A 15,926-nucleotide genomic window follows, 5' to 3' on the forward strand; every position below is an offset into this window, starting at 1 on the left:
CCTCGGCCAGCACTGGTCAAGGGCTCAGTGACCGTGCAACAGGGCCACCACGGGTGCAAACGATTCGATCTGAGACTGCTGCACGGTGACGTAATTGACGCCGAGGCTCTCGCGACGTGAACGTAGCAATTCCGCAACGCTTTCCGGTGTGCCGATCAGAACGTTGGGGTGATCGCGCAGCAGATCCGCCGAGATGCCGGTGGTTTTCGCGATGTCGGCCAACGCCGCGTCGGGGTCGCCGGTGATTTCGGTGAAGTACGGGGAACTCTCGACGTCGAGTTGGCCGTAGCGATCTGCGGCCGCCGCACGCACGAACCCGATTCGACGTTCGGCGACCGCCTGTGGATCGAGACCGTCGCCATCGCGCGCCACGAACGGCACGCTCGAGATGCTGACGATGTCGGCCTCGCGGCCGGCCAGGGAGAGCACCCGACGGCCGCCGCCGCCGATCATGACCGGTGGGTGCGGCCGTTGCACCGGGCGCGGCCGTCCCGCGTACCCGCGCACCTGAACGAACTCGCCCGAGTAGTCCAATTCTTCGCCCTGCCAATGGGCCTTGATGAGCGCGACGACCTCGGCCAGCTTGGCGATCCGACGCCCCGGGCGATCGAATTCGAGTCCCATCGCGTTGTATTCGACGTCGCTCCAGCCGGCCCCGATGCCCAACTCCAGGCGGCCGTCGGACAGCAGATCGAGCGTCGCGGCCTCCTTGGCCAACACCGCCGGCACGTGATAGTCGATGCAGAACACCCGGCAACCGATGCGCAACTTCTCGGTGTACGCGGCGGCCGCCGCCATGGCCGCGATCGGGGCAAGGTCTTGGCGCGGAGTGCGGGCGGCCCGCTGCGCGGGGCCCGGGCCGAGATAGTGATCGGCGAGGAAAAGCGTTGAATAGCCGAGGTCTTCGACTTTGCGCACCGTGTCGCGCCACTCGCGCCCGCCGCTGGCGTTGGTCGCTTGCACCGCGAAGCGGAACGGAGGCCGGTCCATAGGCTTGACCGTAATCGATACCGGGTGATAGGCATGTGAAGCCGACCGTTTGAGCGATCGCTCAGGAAAGGTGGATGACGGCTTGAGCGCGAAGACAGCGGTTGTGACCGGCGGTGCCTCGGGGATCGGCCGGGCCTGCGCCGAAAGGCTGCGCAAAGACGGATTTCAGGTGGCCGTCATCGACCTGTCTCCCACCGACGACGGGTTCGGCCACGTCGCCGACGTCACCGATCGGGCACAGGTCGACGCCGCGATGTCGGCGATCCGCGACGCGCTCGGCCCGATCCAGGTGCTGATCAACGCCGCCGGGATGGAGGGCTTCAAAAAGTTCTTGAGCATGTCGTTCGAGGAATGGTCGAAGGTGATCGACGTCAATCTCAACGGCGTGTTCAACACCATCCAGTCCGTGCTGCCCGACATGGTCGAGGCGGGTTGGGGACGCATCATCAACATCTCGTCGTCCAGCACGCATTCCGGTCAACCGTTCATGGCCCACTACGTGGCGGCGAAGTCCGCGGTCAACGGGCTGACCAAGTCGCTTGCCCTCGAATACGGCCCCAGCGGGATCACCGTCAACGCCGTGCCACCGGGGTTCATCGACACACCGATGCTGCGCAGTGCCGAGAGCCGCCATCTCCTCGGCGGAACCGTGGAGGACCACATCGCCCGCACCCCGGTTCGACGAGTGGGCAGGCCCGAAGACATCGCCGCCGCGTGTGCCTTCTTCGCTTCCGAGGAAGCCGGCTATATCACCGGGCAGATTCTCGGCGTGAACGGCGGCCGTAATACCTGACGGCCAGATCCCAAGAGATCCAAGGAGTTTGATGTACGACAGGGACCAGCTCTTCATCGACGGGAAGTGGGCGGCGCCGGTTGACGGCCAGGGCTGCATCTCGGTGGTGTCCCCGCACAGCGAGGCCGTCATCGGCCACGCGGCGAGTGCGGGGCCCGCGGACGTCAACCGCGCGGTCGACGCCGCCCGGGCGGCCTTCGACGCCGGGCCGTGGCCGCGCATGCAACCGGCGGAGCGCATCGAGGCAATCACCCGGCTGGCCGGCATCTATAAGGAACGGCGAGCCGATATGGCCGCTTTGATCTCGGCCGAGATCGGTGCTCCGATCACGTTCGCCAAGACGGCGCAGGTTCGGCTGCCGCTGACCATCATGTCCGCGTTCTGCGATTTCGCGGCCGGCTACGAATGGTGCCAAGATCGTCCCGGGCTGTACGGCAAGAACATCCGGATCCGCAAGCAGCCGGTAGGCGTCGTCGCCGCGGTAGTGCCGTGGAATATGCCGCAGTTCCTTACCGTCACCAAAGTGATTCCTGCGTTGCTGGCCGGCTGCACGGTGGTGCTCAAGCCCGCGCCCGAGTCGGTGCTCGATGCGCAGCTGCTCGCGGATCTTGTTGCGGCAGCTGATCTTCCGCCCGGTGTGCTCAACGTGGTGCCCGGGGGGCGCGACGTCGGCGAGCAACTGGTGCGGCATCCGGGCGTCGACAAGGTCTCGTTCACCGGCTCCACCGCGGCCGGCCGGCAAGTGGCCCTTGCGTGTGCCGAAGGGCTCAAGCAGGTCAGCCTCGAACTGGGCGGCAAGTCGGCGGCCATCGTGCTCGACGACGCCGACCCCGCGGCCGCCGCAACCGGCATCCAGAGGGCCAGCCTGGCCAACAGCGGACAGGTCTGCAACGCGCTGAGCCGGATCCTGGTGCCGGACACGCACAAGGACGAATTCGTCGACGCGCTGGCCGCCGGGATGGCGTCGATGACCGTAGGCGACCCCGCCGATCCCAATACCCAGATCGGTCCGCTGGTAGCCCAGCGCCAGCAGGAGCGCGTCCGCGGCTACATCGAAGCGGGCAAAAGCGAAGGGGCGCGGCTGGTTACCGGCGGTACCGAGATGCCCGACGGCCTCGACGCCGGTTGGTATGTGCGCCCGACGCTGTTCAGCGACGCGACCAACGACATGCGGATCGCGCGTGAGGAGATCTTCGGCCCGGTGCTGACGGTCATCTCCTACCGCGACGAGGATGAGGCGATTCGCATCGCCAACGACTCCGAATACGGGCTGGCCGGATCGGTGTTCACCGGTGACGCCGAACGCGGCTACGGTGTCGCGGCCCGGGTCCGGTCCGGCACCTTCGGCGTCAACGAGGGCTACATCATGGACCCGGCCGCACCCTTCGGGGGCGTCAAGAACAGCGGATACGGCCGCGAGCTCGGCACCGAGGGAATCGACAGTTACACAGTAAGCCAATCGATTTCGACGGCCGGCTGATCGACGAGCGTCGAGCGTGAAGCCAGCCGAACGCTCGACGCCCAGTGTGAAGCCGGCTGCCACGCTCGGTCGAAGACTTTGGCGCGGGGTGACGATGGGCCATGATTAGGGAATTGGTGATCAGGGAATGGTGTGCAAAACCATTCAGATAGTTAAGGAACACCCGTGGCCGTGAGCTTTCAGGACGTCATCAAGTCCAAGTACCTGCTGTTGACGACATTCACCAAGGACGGTCGTCCGAAGCCCACGGCGATCTGGGGTGTGCCCGACGGCGACAAGCTTCTCGTCATCACCGACGACGGCTCCTGGAAAACCAAGCGGATCAACAACACGCCGCGTGTGACACTCGCCAAGAGTGGGGCCCTGGGCAAACCCAAGAGCGAAGAGGTCGAGGGGATCGCCCGCGTTCTGCCGAAGTCCGAGACGCAGCGGGTCTACAACGCCGTGCTGAAGCGGTATTGGTATCACGCCCCGTGGTTCTACGTGCACTCGATCGTGCGCGGCGGCATCGACAAGGTCCACGTCGGCCTCGAGATCAAACCCGGGATTTAGCAACGCTTCCCGGCGTGCCACGCCGCGGTTAGGGTTGACCGGTGGCACAGGAATCGCCCCGGACGTCGTCGCCGGTTTTGGCATTGGTCGCGGCGGCCCGCGTCGGCGTCGGAGCTGCAATGTTGCTGGCGCCCCATCGATTCTTCAAGCCGGACTCGGGGACCGAAACGCTGCTGATGCAAACGATCGGGATTCGGGACCTGGTCATCGGGTCGGGTGCTTGTGCCGCGTTGTTGCGCGGTGGCGACGGTGACTTCCGGCGCTGGGCGGCCTTCGGCTTGATCAGCGATAGCGCCGACCTGCTGCTCGGGCTGCGCAGCAGGCCCGTCGTCGGAACCAAGAGCGCGATGATCGCCACGCTGGCACCCGTGCCGTTCGTCGGCGCCGGCGTGCGTGGGTTCGTCCGCAGCTTCGGAAGGGGCAGGCAGCCTTAGCTGTCGGCGCTGCGCAGCGCATCGATGGTGTCGGCCACCGTTTCGCGCGGATCCCGGTAGGTGATGCCGAGCTCTTTTTCGCTGGGCGAATCATCCGACGCCGGCATCTGGGTGTAGTACTGCATCCCCGCCGCGGTGAACGGCGTGCTGAACGGCAGATATGGCGTCGCAATATCGAGAATCGCTCCCGCGGCGCGGATGATGGTGTCGGGAACCGGCACCGCGACCATCGGGGTGTCGGCCACCTCGCCGAACATGCTCGCCAGCTCGCTGACGGAGACGCGGTGACCGCCGGCCATGTAGCGCCGCGGCCCGCGCCCGGGTTCCAGCAGCGCCACGTGCAGCGCGGCCACGTCGCGGGCATCGACGATCAACCACGCCGCTCCTCGCCCGGGCACGACATGCAGATCCAGCAGCGACTTCACGCCTTGGCCGGCTTCCCCGTATTGATCACCGACCGGTGGCCCAAGGACCATGCCGGGATAGGTGATGTTGACCGGCGCGCCGGCGTCCTGCAGGCCGCGGGCGTAGATCTCGACCTGGGCCTTGGACGTTCCGTAGCCGTCGGCCCCGCCGACCACCGGCAAGTCCGCCGACAGCGTCTCCAGGTTGGGATGAAACAGCGCGGTAAAGCTGGACACGTGCACGATCGGATCCAGGCCCAGCTCGACAGCCTGGCCGAGCACATTCTGTGCGCCCTGCATGTTGGTGGTCAGCATCTCGCTGGTCTGGCGGGGATCGGTGGCCACCAGGGCGGCGCTGTGCACGACGGCATCGCACCCCTGCAACGCTTCGCGCACCGAGACGCGATCGGTGATGTCCCCGACGGCGAAGTCCGACACATCGACGCCGAGTTTCGCGACCGAGGTGTGCAGCCGATCAGGGTTGCGCACCAGGAACCGAACCGAGTGCCCCGCGTCGGCGATGGCCTTGGCAGTCCACCCACCCACAAATCCAGTACCGCCCGTTATCAGAATTCGCACGCAGCGATTCTGCAAGGCTGGTTGGCCGCGCGGCAACCGGCAGTGGGTTAACTACAGGTGGCTGGCCACGAAGCTCGCGGCTTGGCCCGCCATGCCGTTCGCGACATACGACGCGTGCGCCGCGCCGTCGCTGCCACCGCCGCAGATCGGATCGCCGGGGGCGCACAGCTGCAGTGTCTTGGGTTGGTACAGCGGGCCGATCGCGATGTCCGGCGCGCCGTAGTGTTCGAGGAATTCATTCGACGGCGTGCCGAAGAGGGTGACGGCGGCGACGTGGTTGGCGATGTCGGACGGCATCGGCGCCGGGACCGACGCGGCGGGTACGCCCTTCGGCACGGCCGACGAGGTGACAAAGCCGGCGACGGCCGCACCTTGCGAGAAACCGCCGAGCACTTCCTTGGTCTTCGGGCAGCTGGCCGCCATCGATTCGATGTGCGAGCTGGCGTCACGAATCCCGTCGATGAACGTCGCCGGGAAGTCCGGGCTGCCGAAGTCGCTGCTGGCGGGATAATTCACCGGGTACACCGTCAAGCTCCGGCCGCCGAGCTGCCCGCGCAGCGCATCGACGAAGCCGGAGCCGATGCCGCCGACACCGGGCGGCTCGCTGGTGCCGCGGGCAAAGACCAATTCGACGTCAGGACAGTCGGCGTTGGCCACTGGGGCGTGGCCGCTGGCCAGCACGCCCGCCGCCATCAGCGCGGCCGCCGCGCCGCCCCCCGCGAGTCTGCGAATCCGGCCATCGATCAAGTTCAAGAAATTCATGCGTATCCCACCGTGTTTGTCCTGACTTTGCTTTACCTGTATTCGACGCAGGTAGCGGTAAGGATTGCCCAAAGCGCCATTTCTCAATCGCTACCTGCAACCAGGCGCAATGCCGAAATGTTACGGCCGACTGCCGCGGTCGCGGCGCGATAGTCGCTGTAGCCCGGGGTAGGAGCGCTCGGCGAGCCCGTAGAGCCGCTCGTACTCGGCGGGCTCACCGGCTTAATTGCCTACGCACAGGTCGACTGACATAAAAAACGACCAGCAGGCTTACCGGTGTCTTGAGTAAACCTGCTGGCCGAGACTGTAGCTACTTCTTGAAGGCGTCCTTCACCTTCTCGCCGGCGTCCTTCAGGCTGGACTTGGCCTGGTCCGCACGACCTTCGTTCTTGGTGTCGCTGTCGCCGGTCAGCTTGCCGACGGCTTCCTTGGCCTGGCCGCCGAGATCTTCGATTTTGTTCTTGATCTTGTCTTCGGTGCTCATGCGTTTCGCTTCCTATCGACTCGATGCTGTACTTCGTCCGGCTACCCCGGTGGGGGATTCCGAAACCCGGACCGGGGTCCGTCCCGGCCCCGGCGGGAGCGATTACCCGGTCTAGCTGGCAAACGACTAGATCATTCGGCGGCCATGGAATGGATCACAATGGTGCGATGAGCACCGCAACGGTGGTGGCGATAGTCGTAGTGCTGATGCTGCTGGGCCTGGGCATCGTGACCAATCAGCTCCTCCGGCTGCGGAAGTTCCTGGGGGATGCGCCACCAGAGCATTTGCCCGGTGCGCAAGACGGCGAGCCCCCGGAGCGCGAGCCGCCCAGGTGATTTTCAGGCCTCTGCTCGACTGATAGCTTCGATCTCGTAATCGCACCTCATCGGGGAGGGGCCGCCGCGGCGGTAGCTGCCCGATGCGCACAAGGCTCGGGGGCACGATGACTCTGCTGGTAACTGACGACGGTCTGCCCCGTGGCGTGTCCGGGGCCGCCGATCCGCATTTCGCGAACGTCGTCAAGAAATTCGCTGAGCAGTTCCCGGGGCGGCGGCTCGGCGGGGGAGCCCTGAGCGTCTACCTCGACGGCGTTCCGGTGGTCGACGTCTGGACGGGTTGGTCGGACCGGGCCGGAACCCAGCCCTGGACCCCCGACACCGGCGCGATGGTGTTCTCGGCGACCAAAGGCGTCGCCTCGACGGTGATCCATCGGCTGGCCGACCGGGGCTTGTTGTCCTATGACGATCCGGTCGCCGAGTACTGGCCCGAGTTTTCGGCCAACGGCAAGGGTGACATCACGGTGCGCGACGTCTTGCGGCATCGCGCCGGGCTTTCGCATCTGCGCGGTGTGACCAAGTCGGATTTGATGGATCACCTGGTGATGGAGCAGCGCCTGGCCGCCGCGCCGGTCGACCACCTGCGGGGCGTGCAGGCCTATCACGCGCTGACCTACGGCTGGTTGCTGTCCGGGCTGGCGCGGGCGATCACGGGCAAAGGCATGCGAGAGCTGATCCGCCAGGAAGTCGCGCGTCCGCTGAACACCGACGGCCTGCATCTGGGCCGGCCACCGCAGGGTTCGCCGACGCAGCCGGCGCAGATCCTGATGCCACAGAAGCGAATTGTGCGGACCCCGGTGTTCAACTTCATCGCCCCGCGGGTGGCCAACATGCGCTACTCGGGAGCGCTGGGCGCGATGTACTTCCCCGGCATCATGTCCCTGATGCAAGGGGACACCCCGTTCCTGGACGGCGAGATCCCCGCGGCCAACGGCGTGGTGACCGGTCGCGGCCTGGCCAAAATGTATGCGGTGCTGGCCAACGAGGGCCGCATCGACGGCAAGAAGTACCTGTCCAAGGAGTTGTCCCGCGGACTCGCCGGGCAAGCGCGAATCAAATGGCCGGACGCGAACATGGTGGTGCCCATGCCTTTTCACCTCGGCTACCACGAGTCCCCGGTGCCGGGCCTGTTGCACGGGTTCGGGCATGTGGGTCTGGGCGGGACGCTGGGCTGGGCCGACCCCGAGGTGGGCGGCTCGTTCGGATACGTGCACAACCGGCTGCTGACGTCGCGGGTGTTCGACATGGGTTCGTTCGCCGGGCTGGCCGGGCCGCTGCGCTCCGCGATGGAGGCCGCCCGTCACCAGGGACCGACGGAGGTGCCCCAGTTCGGCGCGACCTATCCCAAGCCCGGCCGGCGGCGGACGGCCGCGCCGGCCCGGGCCGCGTCGGGCGAGGGTTAGATCTTCGCGAAGCCGCGCGGCAGCGTCAGCGGAAGATCGGCGTAAGTGGCGATCCCGGGAGCCGCGGCGACCACGGCGGGAATCGCGTTGATCGCCGGCACCGCGGTCATGATGTGGCCGAGGTCCATGAATTCCTCGAGCGTCGTCGCCTCGAAGTACGGCGGCGGCAGGAAGCCGACCTTGGTCGTCACCGTCGGCTGACCGTCGATCTGGATCACCCAGCCGTCCTGCTCGATCTTCCAGTCGGGTTCCAGCGTCTGGCCCTTGCGCCACCGGACGTTCAGGTCGATCAGGGTCTTGCCGTTCACGATGCCCTGCCAGCTGATGTAGGTGCCCGCGACGTGTCCGGCCGGGATGGTCCACGATGCCATCTCGAGGTCGGCGGTGGTTTGGGCGAACTCGGCCACGCACTTGATCTCGTCGAGCTCGACGCCGAGCGCATCGCCGACCAGCCGGACGGCCTCGCCGAAGATGGCGGTGCCCTTGGCAGCCATCGCCTGCAGGTCCGGGTGGTCGATCGGCTGCCCGAACCCCACCGGCTTCTCGGTCTCCGGGGAGTCGTAGAAAGTCGTGTCGGCGGCCTCGTTCACGGTGACCTTGTCAACCCGGTTGCACACCATCGCCGAGACGATGGCCAGCAGCTCGGCGAAGCCCGGGCTCACGCCGGACCCGAAGATCGTCGAGCCGCCCTTCTCGGCGGCCTCGAGGATCCGGTCGCGGCCGTCGCCCAGGTTGTGGCCCGTGATGAAGGACGCCGTGGTCACCACGTTGACACCGGCGGACAGGATGGCGACCAGCTCGTCGACGTTGATCCACATGGGGTTGTAGACCACGCAGTCCGGCTTGCACGCGAGCAGCGCGTCGATGTCGTTGGTCGCCGCGACCCCGAGCGGGGAGATGCCGACCAGTTCGCCGGCGTCCTTGCCCACCTTGTCCGGAGACCAGGCGAAGCACCCGACCAGTTCCAGGATGGGGTTGTCGGCGATCGACTTGAGCGAGCTCTTGCCCACGTTTCCGGTGTTCCACTGAACGACTCGATAGTTGTTTGGCACTCGCTCAGCATAGGGAATTGTTCGCACGCTTAATAGGCGGACTCCGAAGCCAGTATCTCGGCCAGAAACGCGTCCGCTGGCGGCTGGTCCAGCCTGGCGTGTGCCCAACGGCGGATCCGTTCCCGGGTCTCGCGGGTCTCGGTCGTGTCGGCCCCGACGATCACCGCGGTCGCCGTCCAATCGTGATCCCAGGCGGCGGACTCGGTCACCGGCCGGCCCCGGGCATCGAGCAGGGGGAGGAGCGCGCGGCCCTCGCCGTCCAAGGCACCGGCGCCGCTGATCGCGCCGGATTGCAATCGCACCGCGATACCGGAGGGCAGGTCGGGCCCGATGATCGCCGCGCGCACCACAGCCCCCGACGCCTCGACGTTCCAGTCGACGGTGTTCTCGCCCGCGTCGAAGATGGCCGGGGGTACCGCGGTCCAGTTGATGGAGGCGACGCCCCGGGCAATCGAGGAGCCGCGCCGGGGGCCCGCGTCCGCACCCGCGGCCAGCGCGTAGTCGTCGCGGCGTCCACTGGGCTGGGTCAGTTCCGAAGCCAACACCAAACTCGAATCATCAAGGGCGGCAATAAGTTCCGCCCAAGCGTCGTCGTCCACCCCGACCTCGTCGGCCAGCTCGGCGCCCGCGCGTACCAGGTTCGCGATCCGGGCATCGTCACTGCGGACATGGGTGAACAACGCCGCGGCATGCGGCATCAGCAGCCCGGTCACATCCGAATCCAGCGTGTCGTCGGCGAAGAAGTCCTGCGCGCCGGCGGTCAGCAGGGCGACCTCGAGGTCGAGCAGGGCGTGGTCCAGGCCGGCGATGCCGTCTCGCTGACTTGCCGGCCACCAGCGCCGCAGCCAATGCCCGATGGCCAGCCGGCGCAGCGGTTCGACCGAACCGGGCGCGATGTCGACGCCGGCGAGTTCGGTGGTGCCGCCCGTCGCATCCGCCGCCGCGGCCAGCGCGACGTGGCCGGCCTCGCCGAAAACGCGCCACAGCCAGTCCGCGCGCGACAGATCGGTGAAGGTGATCTGGGTTCGCTCGTCGCCGGGTGGATCGTCGATCGTCCAGGACAGCACGGCGCCGCTGACTTCCAGCACCGCGGCGAGCGGCGTCTGCGCACTCGCGGGCCCGACGGTCCAAAGGCCGGACTCGGCAACCAATTTCATCCGGCCACCTGCAATTCCAGCATCGATTTGATCCGCTGGCGGTGATCGAGGCTCACCGATCGCGCGACGCCCTCCAGCAGCGACCGCATCTCGTCGACGTCCTCGCAGGACTCCTGCCAGACGTCACGGCCGTGCAGCCGGGCCCACAGGCGGCTCAGATAGGGGGGCGCATACGCCGCGAGGTCGTCGACCACCTGGCGTTGCCGCGGATGCATCGGGCCGCCCTCGGCGAGATAGCGCCGGGCGTGCAGCACGTACGCCTCCTTACGCAGCCGCGCCTGGATCTGCGCCGCAAGCGCGTAGCGGCTCGTGACAGAGCGGTCCAGCGGCGCCAGCTCGACCGCGACCTCGATGCCGGCCACCAGGGTGGCCTGCTTGTCTTCCGCGAGCAGCCCCCACGGAGCACAGGCGCGGTCGACCTCTTCTTCGCAAAGCAACGGGATGTCGGGCAGGGCGTCGCGGTCCAGCGCGCGGCGCAGCGTCGCGCGCACCCGATCCACCACGCTGCGATCCAACGGGCGATCGCCATCGCCGCCGCCCGCGATGCGTGGCGGCCGTTGCGGCACAACCGAACTCAAGCCCAGCTTCACGATCGACCAGGGCAGCTCGGCCGATTCGACACGAACCAGAGCGCCCAGGTTGTACGGGGTGGTGTCGCTGATCATGGCCGACCAGACCCGCTGGCGTGCGGTCGCGGCGCGGTGGCCGTGGGCCGGCCCGAGCACCGTACCCAGCTCGGCCAGGAATCGACCCGCCCCGGTCGCCAGTGATGTTTCGGACGCCCGCACGTCACGCCAACTGTGTTCCAGTTGATCGGTAAGCGAGGCAACGACATCCTGGCCGGCCACGTACTGGTGCAAGACTTCGATCGCGGTGCGGTCGCGGCCCTGGTGAATCTCGCCGAGCACGGTGGCCGCGGTTGCGCGATCCTCCGGCGCCGGTGCACCTTTGGTGACCGCCAGCTCGTAGCAGACGGGAAAGTAGAGCTCCTGGGCGTTTCCGGAACGGATCCGCTGCCTGCGGCGCTCGAGCTTGAGGACCTCGAACCACGCTGCGGCGGCGCGCAATTCGGATGCTTTGCCCACGATCAGTTCGTGCATTGCCGCGGCGGTGTCGGGGCCGACCACCGGGGCGGAATACTGCGGGTTGGACCGCAGCCGCAGCACCAGCGGGTCGAGGATGCGTTTGACGGTTCGGGTCAATGGTCCGCCGTCGTCGCTACTGAGCACCTCGACGCCGAGCCCGATCGCCCGCCACGCCTGGTCGATCACCGACCGGCGTGGATGGCCTGCGGCCACGGTCGTGGCCAGCTGCGGGTCCGCGCTCATCAGCACAGGATAGGGGCATTTCACAGATACCCCTAGCCAAAAAGTTGGGTTCGGTAGCCGCCCGGCACCCACACCCTGGATGCATGAAGAAGCTGATGACATTGCTTTACCGGTTGGCGTTCTGGCGGCATGGCAACGCCGAGGGCCGCACCGTCGGCGTCGGCACGGTGCGCAAGGTCGCCGACGAGCGGCAGGTTTTCATCGAAGTGGTCGCCGTGTCGGGCGAGACGTTCATCGGCCGATTGGCGCGCTGCGAGGATGACCTGGACGTGTCGGTGCTGCGGCCCGGCCTCGTCGTCCTGGTAGCGTTCGATCCCGCTGCCCGCGAAGATCTTTCGCTGCCCGACGACGTATTGGCTGTTCATGCGTCGTGGCTGGCGGCAGTCTGAGTGCTAGCGTGCGCCGTCGACCGCGAAAGTGACCAGCGCGGCCCAATACAGCGGATTGGCGCAGCGGTCTCCGTCACGCCAGCGCCGCATCTGTTCGCGTTGCCATCGATTGACCGCGCATCCCGCGTCATCGGCCTCGTGTGCGTGGTTCACGGCGACGACCACATCGGACATCGGATCGGCCGCATCGCCGTCGTGGGCGGCGAATTGACGGTAAGCGGCGGTGGTGGGCAGCGACCACAGTGTGGCGGTCACCAGCTGTGCGCCGCCCAGAATCATCGCCGCGACCAGACCGGTCGCCTCATCGAATCGGTAGTCGCCGCCCGACCCGCAGGCCAGTAGGGCCACCCGCGGCGGCATCGGCAGCCGCAGCGCCATCAGGTCCGACGCGGTGAGCGGGCGATGGTCCCCGATGGTGTCGGCATCACCCTCGGCTGCCGCCGTACAAGCGAGATGCAGGGCCGCGCGGTCGGCCTGGGCGGCGTGATCATGCTGGGCGTCAGCAGAACTCGCGTGGCCGACGTAGAGCAGTCTGCTGGGGGCCCGCGCCAGCATGCCGGCCAGCCAGCCGCGGTCGGCGTCCTGACGGCGGAATAGTTCGACCGCCCCGTCGACTTCGGGAAGTACCGCACGGTTGCCGATCAGTTCGGCAAAGTGTCGCGCCAATGGCGTTTCCGCTGAGGGCCTGCCGAGCACCGAACCGAGAGCGGAGTCGGGCCGTTGCCCGGGCACCCGCGGGTCGAGGACCAGTACCGGCGGACCGTCGCGTCGCGCGTCCCATCGCGCCGGTGTGCGGGGCGCGTGCACGATGTTGGCCGGCACCGCCATCAGCACGTCGACCAACTCCATCAGTCGATGGCCGTCGGTGTGTTCGCCGATATTCGCGAGCTGCCAAGGGATCCGGGCGGCCACCCGACCGCTCGACGTGATCGCGTCCTGGCGGGCACGCACCAGTTCCTCTTTGCTCGGGCCCGATTTCGGCACCGCGAGCAGCCCCCAGGGGACGCGGGCCAACCGCGCGCTGGGGGCCACGAACAACGCGGCGCGCGGCGAGGCCACACACTCGTTCAGCAGCTGCCAGCCCTGCGTCGAAATCAGCAGCACACCCAGGATGTAGGCGACGGTGAGCTCGGTGCCCGGATTCGCGAAAGGTCCAGTGGCCAAAGCTCGCTCGATGGCGTCGCGACGGCTCTCGCTGCCCTGCGGCTCGGGGATGGCGTCGGTCAGCTCTTCGGTGGCTGCCAGTAGCAGCGGCTCCTCCACTACCCAGGTGACGGTCCGCGACGGCTGTCCGATGATTCGCAAGCTGCCATAGGTGGCGATCCCGACGTCGGCGTAGCGCAGGACGAGAGTGAGCCGGTCGCTCATGGCCAGGTCGACCAGGCGGGTTCGGTGGCGGTGACGTCGCGGCCGTAGCGCTGCAGCGCCAGGGCGCGGTAATGGCTCATGATCGGCGGGCTGTCGGGCTGCATCTGCAGCGGCGGCAGGGGGCCGAGTCGGGTGAGCGAACGGCCGGCCGCCGGTGGTCCGGCCGCGGCCAGCGCCGGTTCCAGGTCGGCGTCGACCAGCACGGTAGCGGTGCCCGTCGACGCCCATTCGCCGATCGTCGGGCGCTGCGGGTCGGTATCGAAAGTGCCTCGAGCGCTGTGGTATTCGACGAGCTCACTGATCAGCTGGGTGTTCTCCCATTCGTACGCGACGGCGAAGGCCCCGGCCAGGATAGGGGCCGAAATGCTGGTTGCCCAGCGCGCTCGCGCGTCGGCGTCGGCGATCGAAAACCGCACCGAGTCGACCGCGAGCGCGGCCGGTACCTTGAGCTCGGCGGCCTGTTCGAGTTTGGTCATGCCACGCCAGTATTCGGGCGTGCCGACCTCGCCCTTCAGGATGCCGAGACCCTCGGCTTGGCGCGCCTCGGTTTCCTCCAGTGTTTCGTCGGGATCGCCCGAGCTGTCGAAGCCGAGGTCCGCCAACGCATCCGCGCGCCACACCGTGCCGAGGTGACTGTCGAGTTGGGCGTACTGCAGCCAACTGCTGCGCGGCGACGAGTCCAGCAGTTCCCGGGCCTGGGCGATCAGCTCGACAGCGTCGGCGAATTTGCTCCAAAAGATCGCTATCCAGCTGCGCTGCAACAGGATACGGTGCAGATGCAATGGCTTTCCCAGCTCGCGCCAGTGTCGCTCGGCATGCTCCCAGCATTCGTCGGCGCCTTCCAGGGCGCCGGATGCCAGCCGGGTGAGTCCCATGTAGAGCCAGCACCGCGCAACGTCGTGTGCCCGCTCATAGCGTGCGATGACTGAATACGCCTCGGTGACCAGCTGCTCGGTCCCCGCGTGATCACTGACCAGCCAACGCGCCGCCGCGCGCTCCAATTGCGTTCTGGCCTCGGCCAATTCCCATCCCCGAGACTTTGCCCGGGCCCCGGCGCGACGCAGCCATGGTTCGGCTTCGGCCAGCCGGCCGGTCTCGACGCAGAACCTGCCGTACGCGGTGGATGCGTCCACCCGCAGCTGGTCGTCGAATTCGTCGTCGCCCAGGCGGTCGATCGCATCAACCACGTGCTCCCACAGTGGAACCGACCGCACATGCAGGTCGTCGTCACACAACGCGGTCGCGCACAACACCTGCGCTTGTACGATCAGCCGGGCGTGCTCGTCGGCCAGCTCGGGAAACGTATCGTCGGAGCGGCTCAACTCGGCCAGGGCCGTCGCGGCGCCTTCGTGATCGCCCAGCACGGCGCTCACCCCGGTCTGCAGGAACTGCGCTCGTCGCGAATAGCGACGGATCATCCGCGGTATGTCGGCTGCCGGCATCCTCACCTGAGCGGCGGCTTGCGGCATCGTGCCGGCGATGATCGCGGAGTAGATCGCCAGGCAGTCGCGGATGCGCCGGATACACTCGTGCACTCCGTCGTTCGCGCCCCGCGCCAAGTAGATCTCGCCCAGCTGCGCGAAGACCTCCAGGATCAGGTCGTCTCGGTCTTCTTGCTCGATCGCGGGCATCAGGGACAGCAACAGTTCTCGGGCGCCGGTCTCGTCGGCAACCAATGTCAGGCGGCGGGCTCGCGCTAATTCGCCGGAGATCGACACGGCTGCATCATAAGTCCGGACAGCCCGGTGCGGCGGACGTGTGAGTGAGGCACGCCCGCCGCCCGGAGTAGAACCGATTAACCGCACGTCACCTTGATGCTGAAGTCCTTGGTGATCATCCCGGCCATCGGGTTTTTCATGTCGGCGCCCTGCGCCTGCCCGGTGATGGTGTAGGTCTTGCCGTCGACCGCCACGTTGGCCGACCCGACCTTCGCGCCCATGTTGTTGGCGACCGACAGGGCGTTGCCGTCCACCACCAGCGCCAACGATTCGACCTTGGGGGTCGCTTCGTCGGTCATCACGACGGCCAGCGCCTGCTGCGCACCGCCGGTGGAGCCGCTACCGATGTCGATCTTGCCGCCCTGCTTCACACAGGTCACCGACGCCGGGTTGACGCCCGCCAAGTCGGCGCCGCCGACCTTGACCTGAGCACCGCTCCCGGAGGCGACGCTGGGGGCTGTGCTCGACGCCGGGCTGGCCGTGTGGCCGCCGCTCGAGCAGCCCACCACGGCCGCCGCCACGCCGAGGGTTCCGATTGCGCCCACGAGAAGACGTTTCACTGTCGTTCCTTCCTTCATGCGTCGCCCCGTTGGCGTCGTCATGCAGCAAGTACAGAACTCCGGCGTTGCTACCGATCCCAATTTTCAGGTGCAGCCGGTAGGCTCCGTCGGCGGGGACCCGATGGAGGGAGAGATCCG

17 protein-coding genes are annotated in these 15,926 nt (G+C 67.4%); 7 read left to right on the top strand and 10 right to left on the bottom strand.

Going from position 1 to position 15,926, the window contains the following annotated elements; translation table 11 throughout:
* Positions 1 to 24 precede the first annotated feature (24 nt).
* Positions 25 to 990, bottom strand: coding sequence for a TIGR03621 family F420-dependent LLM class oxidoreductase (locus SKC41_RS08945; RefSeq protein ID WP_330977302.1), 966 nt, complete (start codon positions 988 to 990; stop codon positions 25 to 27).
* 82 nt (positions 991 to 1,072) lie between these two features.
* Here SKC41_RS08945 and SKC41_RS08950 point away from each other — a divergent pair, with 82 nt between their 5' ends.
* The 4 genes from SKC41_RS08950 (at position 1,073) to SKC41_RS08965 (ending at position 4,249) form a co-directional block, all read left to right on the top strand.
* Positions 1,073 to 1,783, top strand: coding sequence for an SDR family NAD(P)-dependent oxidoreductase (locus SKC41_RS08950; protein ID WP_330977303.1), 711 nt, complete (start codon positions 1,073 to 1,075; stop codon positions 1,781 to 1,783).
* A gap of 31 nt (positions 1,784 to 1,814) precedes the next feature.
* Positions 1,815 to 3,263 (top strand): aldehyde dehydrogenase, encoded by a 1,449-nt coding sequence (locus SKC41_RS08955; RefSeq protein ID WP_330977304.1) that lies wholly within the window; start codon positions 1,815 to 1,817, stop codon positions 3,261 to 3,263.
* 165 nt (positions 3,264 to 3,428) lie between these two features.
* A complete protein-coding gene (locus SKC41_RS08960) occupies positions 3,429 to 3,815 on the top strand; it encodes a PPOX class F420-dependent oxidoreductase (protein WP_330977305.1) in 387 nt (128 codons plus the stop codon).
* Between the two features lie 41 nt (positions 3,816 to 3,856).
* Complete coding sequence (locus tag SKC41_RS08965; protein ID WP_330977306.1) at positions 3,857 to 4,249, top strand: hypothetical protein; 393 nt, start codon at positions 3,857 to 3,859, stop codon at positions 4,247 to 4,249.
* On the opposite strand, the gene SKC41_RS08970 is transcribed toward SKC41_RS08965, so the two are convergent.
* The 3 genes from SKC41_RS08970 to SKC41_RS08980 all read right to left on the bottom strand — a co-directional run bounded on the left by SKC41_RS08970 (position 4,246) and on the right by SKC41_RS08980 (position 6,478).
* Positions 4,246 to 5,232, bottom strand: coding sequence for an SDR family NAD(P)-dependent oxidoreductase (locus SKC41_RS08970; RefSeq protein ID WP_330977307.1), 987 nt, complete (start codon positions 5,230 to 5,232; stop codon positions 4,246 to 4,248). The genes SKC41_RS08965 and SKC41_RS08970 overlap by 4 nt on opposite strands.
* Before the next feature lie 51 nt (positions 5,233 to 5,283).
* The gene (locus SKC41_RS08975; protein WP_442931574.1) at positions 5,284 to 5,994 is read right to left on the bottom strand and encodes a cutinase family protein; all 711 of its coding nucleotides are present in this window, start codon (positions 5,992 to 5,994) and stop codon (positions 5,284 to 5,286) included.
* A gap of 310 nt (positions 5,995 to 6,304) precedes the next feature.
* A complete protein-coding gene (locus SKC41_RS08980; protein ID WP_090607710.1) occupies positions 6,305 to 6,478 on the bottom strand; it encodes a CsbD family protein in 174 nt (57 codons plus the stop codon).
* Positions 6,479 to 6,645: 167 nt separating this feature from the next.
* Between SKC41_RS08980 and SKC41_RS08985 the strand changes: the two genes are divergently transcribed.
* Both SKC41_RS08985 and SKC41_RS08990 read left to right on the top strand, forming a co-directional pair.
* Positions 6,646 to 6,813, top strand: coding sequence for a hypothetical protein (locus SKC41_RS08985; protein WP_442931575.1), 168 nt, complete (start codon positions 6,646 to 6,648; stop codon positions 6,811 to 6,813).
* Between the two features lie 107 nt (positions 6,814 to 6,920).
* Entirely contained in the window at positions 6,921 to 8,216 is a 1,296-nt protein-coding gene (locus SKC41_RS08990; protein WP_330977309.1) for a serine hydrolase domain-containing protein, read from the top strand.
* Here the strand turns inward: SKC41_RS08990 and SKC41_RS08995 are convergent.
* From SKC41_RS08995 to SKC41_RS09005, 3 genes are read right to left on the bottom strand one after another with little or no spacing between them, the layout of a single operon-like run.
* Positions 8,213 to 9,268, bottom strand: a complete 1,056-nt coding sequence (locus SKC41_RS08995) for an NAD(P)H-dependent amine dehydrogenase family protein (RefSeq protein ID WP_330977310.1) — start codon at positions 9,266 to 9,268, stop codon at positions 8,213 to 8,215. The genes SKC41_RS08990 and SKC41_RS08995 overlap by 4 nt on opposite strands.
* Positions 9,269 to 9,297: 29 nt before the next feature.
* The gene (locus SKC41_RS09000; RefSeq protein ID WP_330977311.1) at positions 9,298 to 10,425 is read right to left on the bottom strand and encodes a hypothetical protein; all 1,128 of its coding nucleotides are present in this window, start codon (positions 10,423 to 10,425) and stop codon (positions 9,298 to 9,300) included.
* A complete protein-coding gene (locus SKC41_RS09005; RefSeq protein WP_330977312.1) occupies positions 10,422 to 11,753 on the bottom strand; it encodes a hypothetical protein in 1,332 nt (443 codons plus the stop codon). The genes SKC41_RS09000 and SKC41_RS09005 overlap by 4 nt, the downstream gene beginning before the upstream one ends.
* Positions 11,754 to 11,797: 44 nt before the next feature.
* Here SKC41_RS09005 and SKC41_RS09010 point away from each other — a divergent pair, with 44 nt between their 5' ends.
* Positions 11,798 to 12,142: a hypothetical protein gene (locus SKC41_RS09010; protein ID WP_442931576.1), complete on the top strand. Its 345-nt coding sequence runs from the start codon at positions 11,798 to 11,800 to the stop codon at positions 12,140 to 12,142.
* A gap of 3 nt (positions 12,143 to 12,145) precedes the next feature.
* On the opposite strand, the gene SKC41_RS09015 is transcribed toward SKC41_RS09010, so the two are convergent.
* The 3 genes from SKC41_RS09015 to SKC41_RS09025 form a co-directional block, all read right to left on the bottom strand.
* Entirely contained in the window at positions 12,146 to 13,510 is a 1,365-nt protein-coding gene (locus SKC41_RS09015) for a CHAT domain-containing protein (protein ID WP_442931577.1), read from the bottom strand.
* Positions 13,507 to 15,228 (bottom strand): hypothetical protein, encoded by a 1,722-nt coding sequence (locus SKC41_RS09020; RefSeq protein ID WP_330977313.1) that lies wholly within the window; start codon positions 15,226 to 15,228, stop codon positions 13,507 to 13,509. The genes SKC41_RS09015 and SKC41_RS09020 overlap by 4 nt, the downstream gene beginning before the upstream one ends.
* A 77-nt stretch (positions 15,229 to 15,305) precedes the next feature.
* Positions 15,306 to 15,788, bottom strand: a complete 483-nt coding sequence (locus SKC41_RS09025) for a lipoprotein LpqH (RefSeq protein WP_330977314.1) — start codon at positions 15,786 to 15,788, stop codon at positions 15,306 to 15,308.
* Positions 15,789 to 15,926 lie beyond the last annotated feature (138 nt).

Source organism: Mycobacterium sp. 050128 (genome assembly GCF_036409155.1).
Taxonomy (GTDB): domain Bacteria; phylum Actinomycetota; class Actinomycetes; order Mycobacteriales; family Mycobacteriaceae; genus Mycobacterium.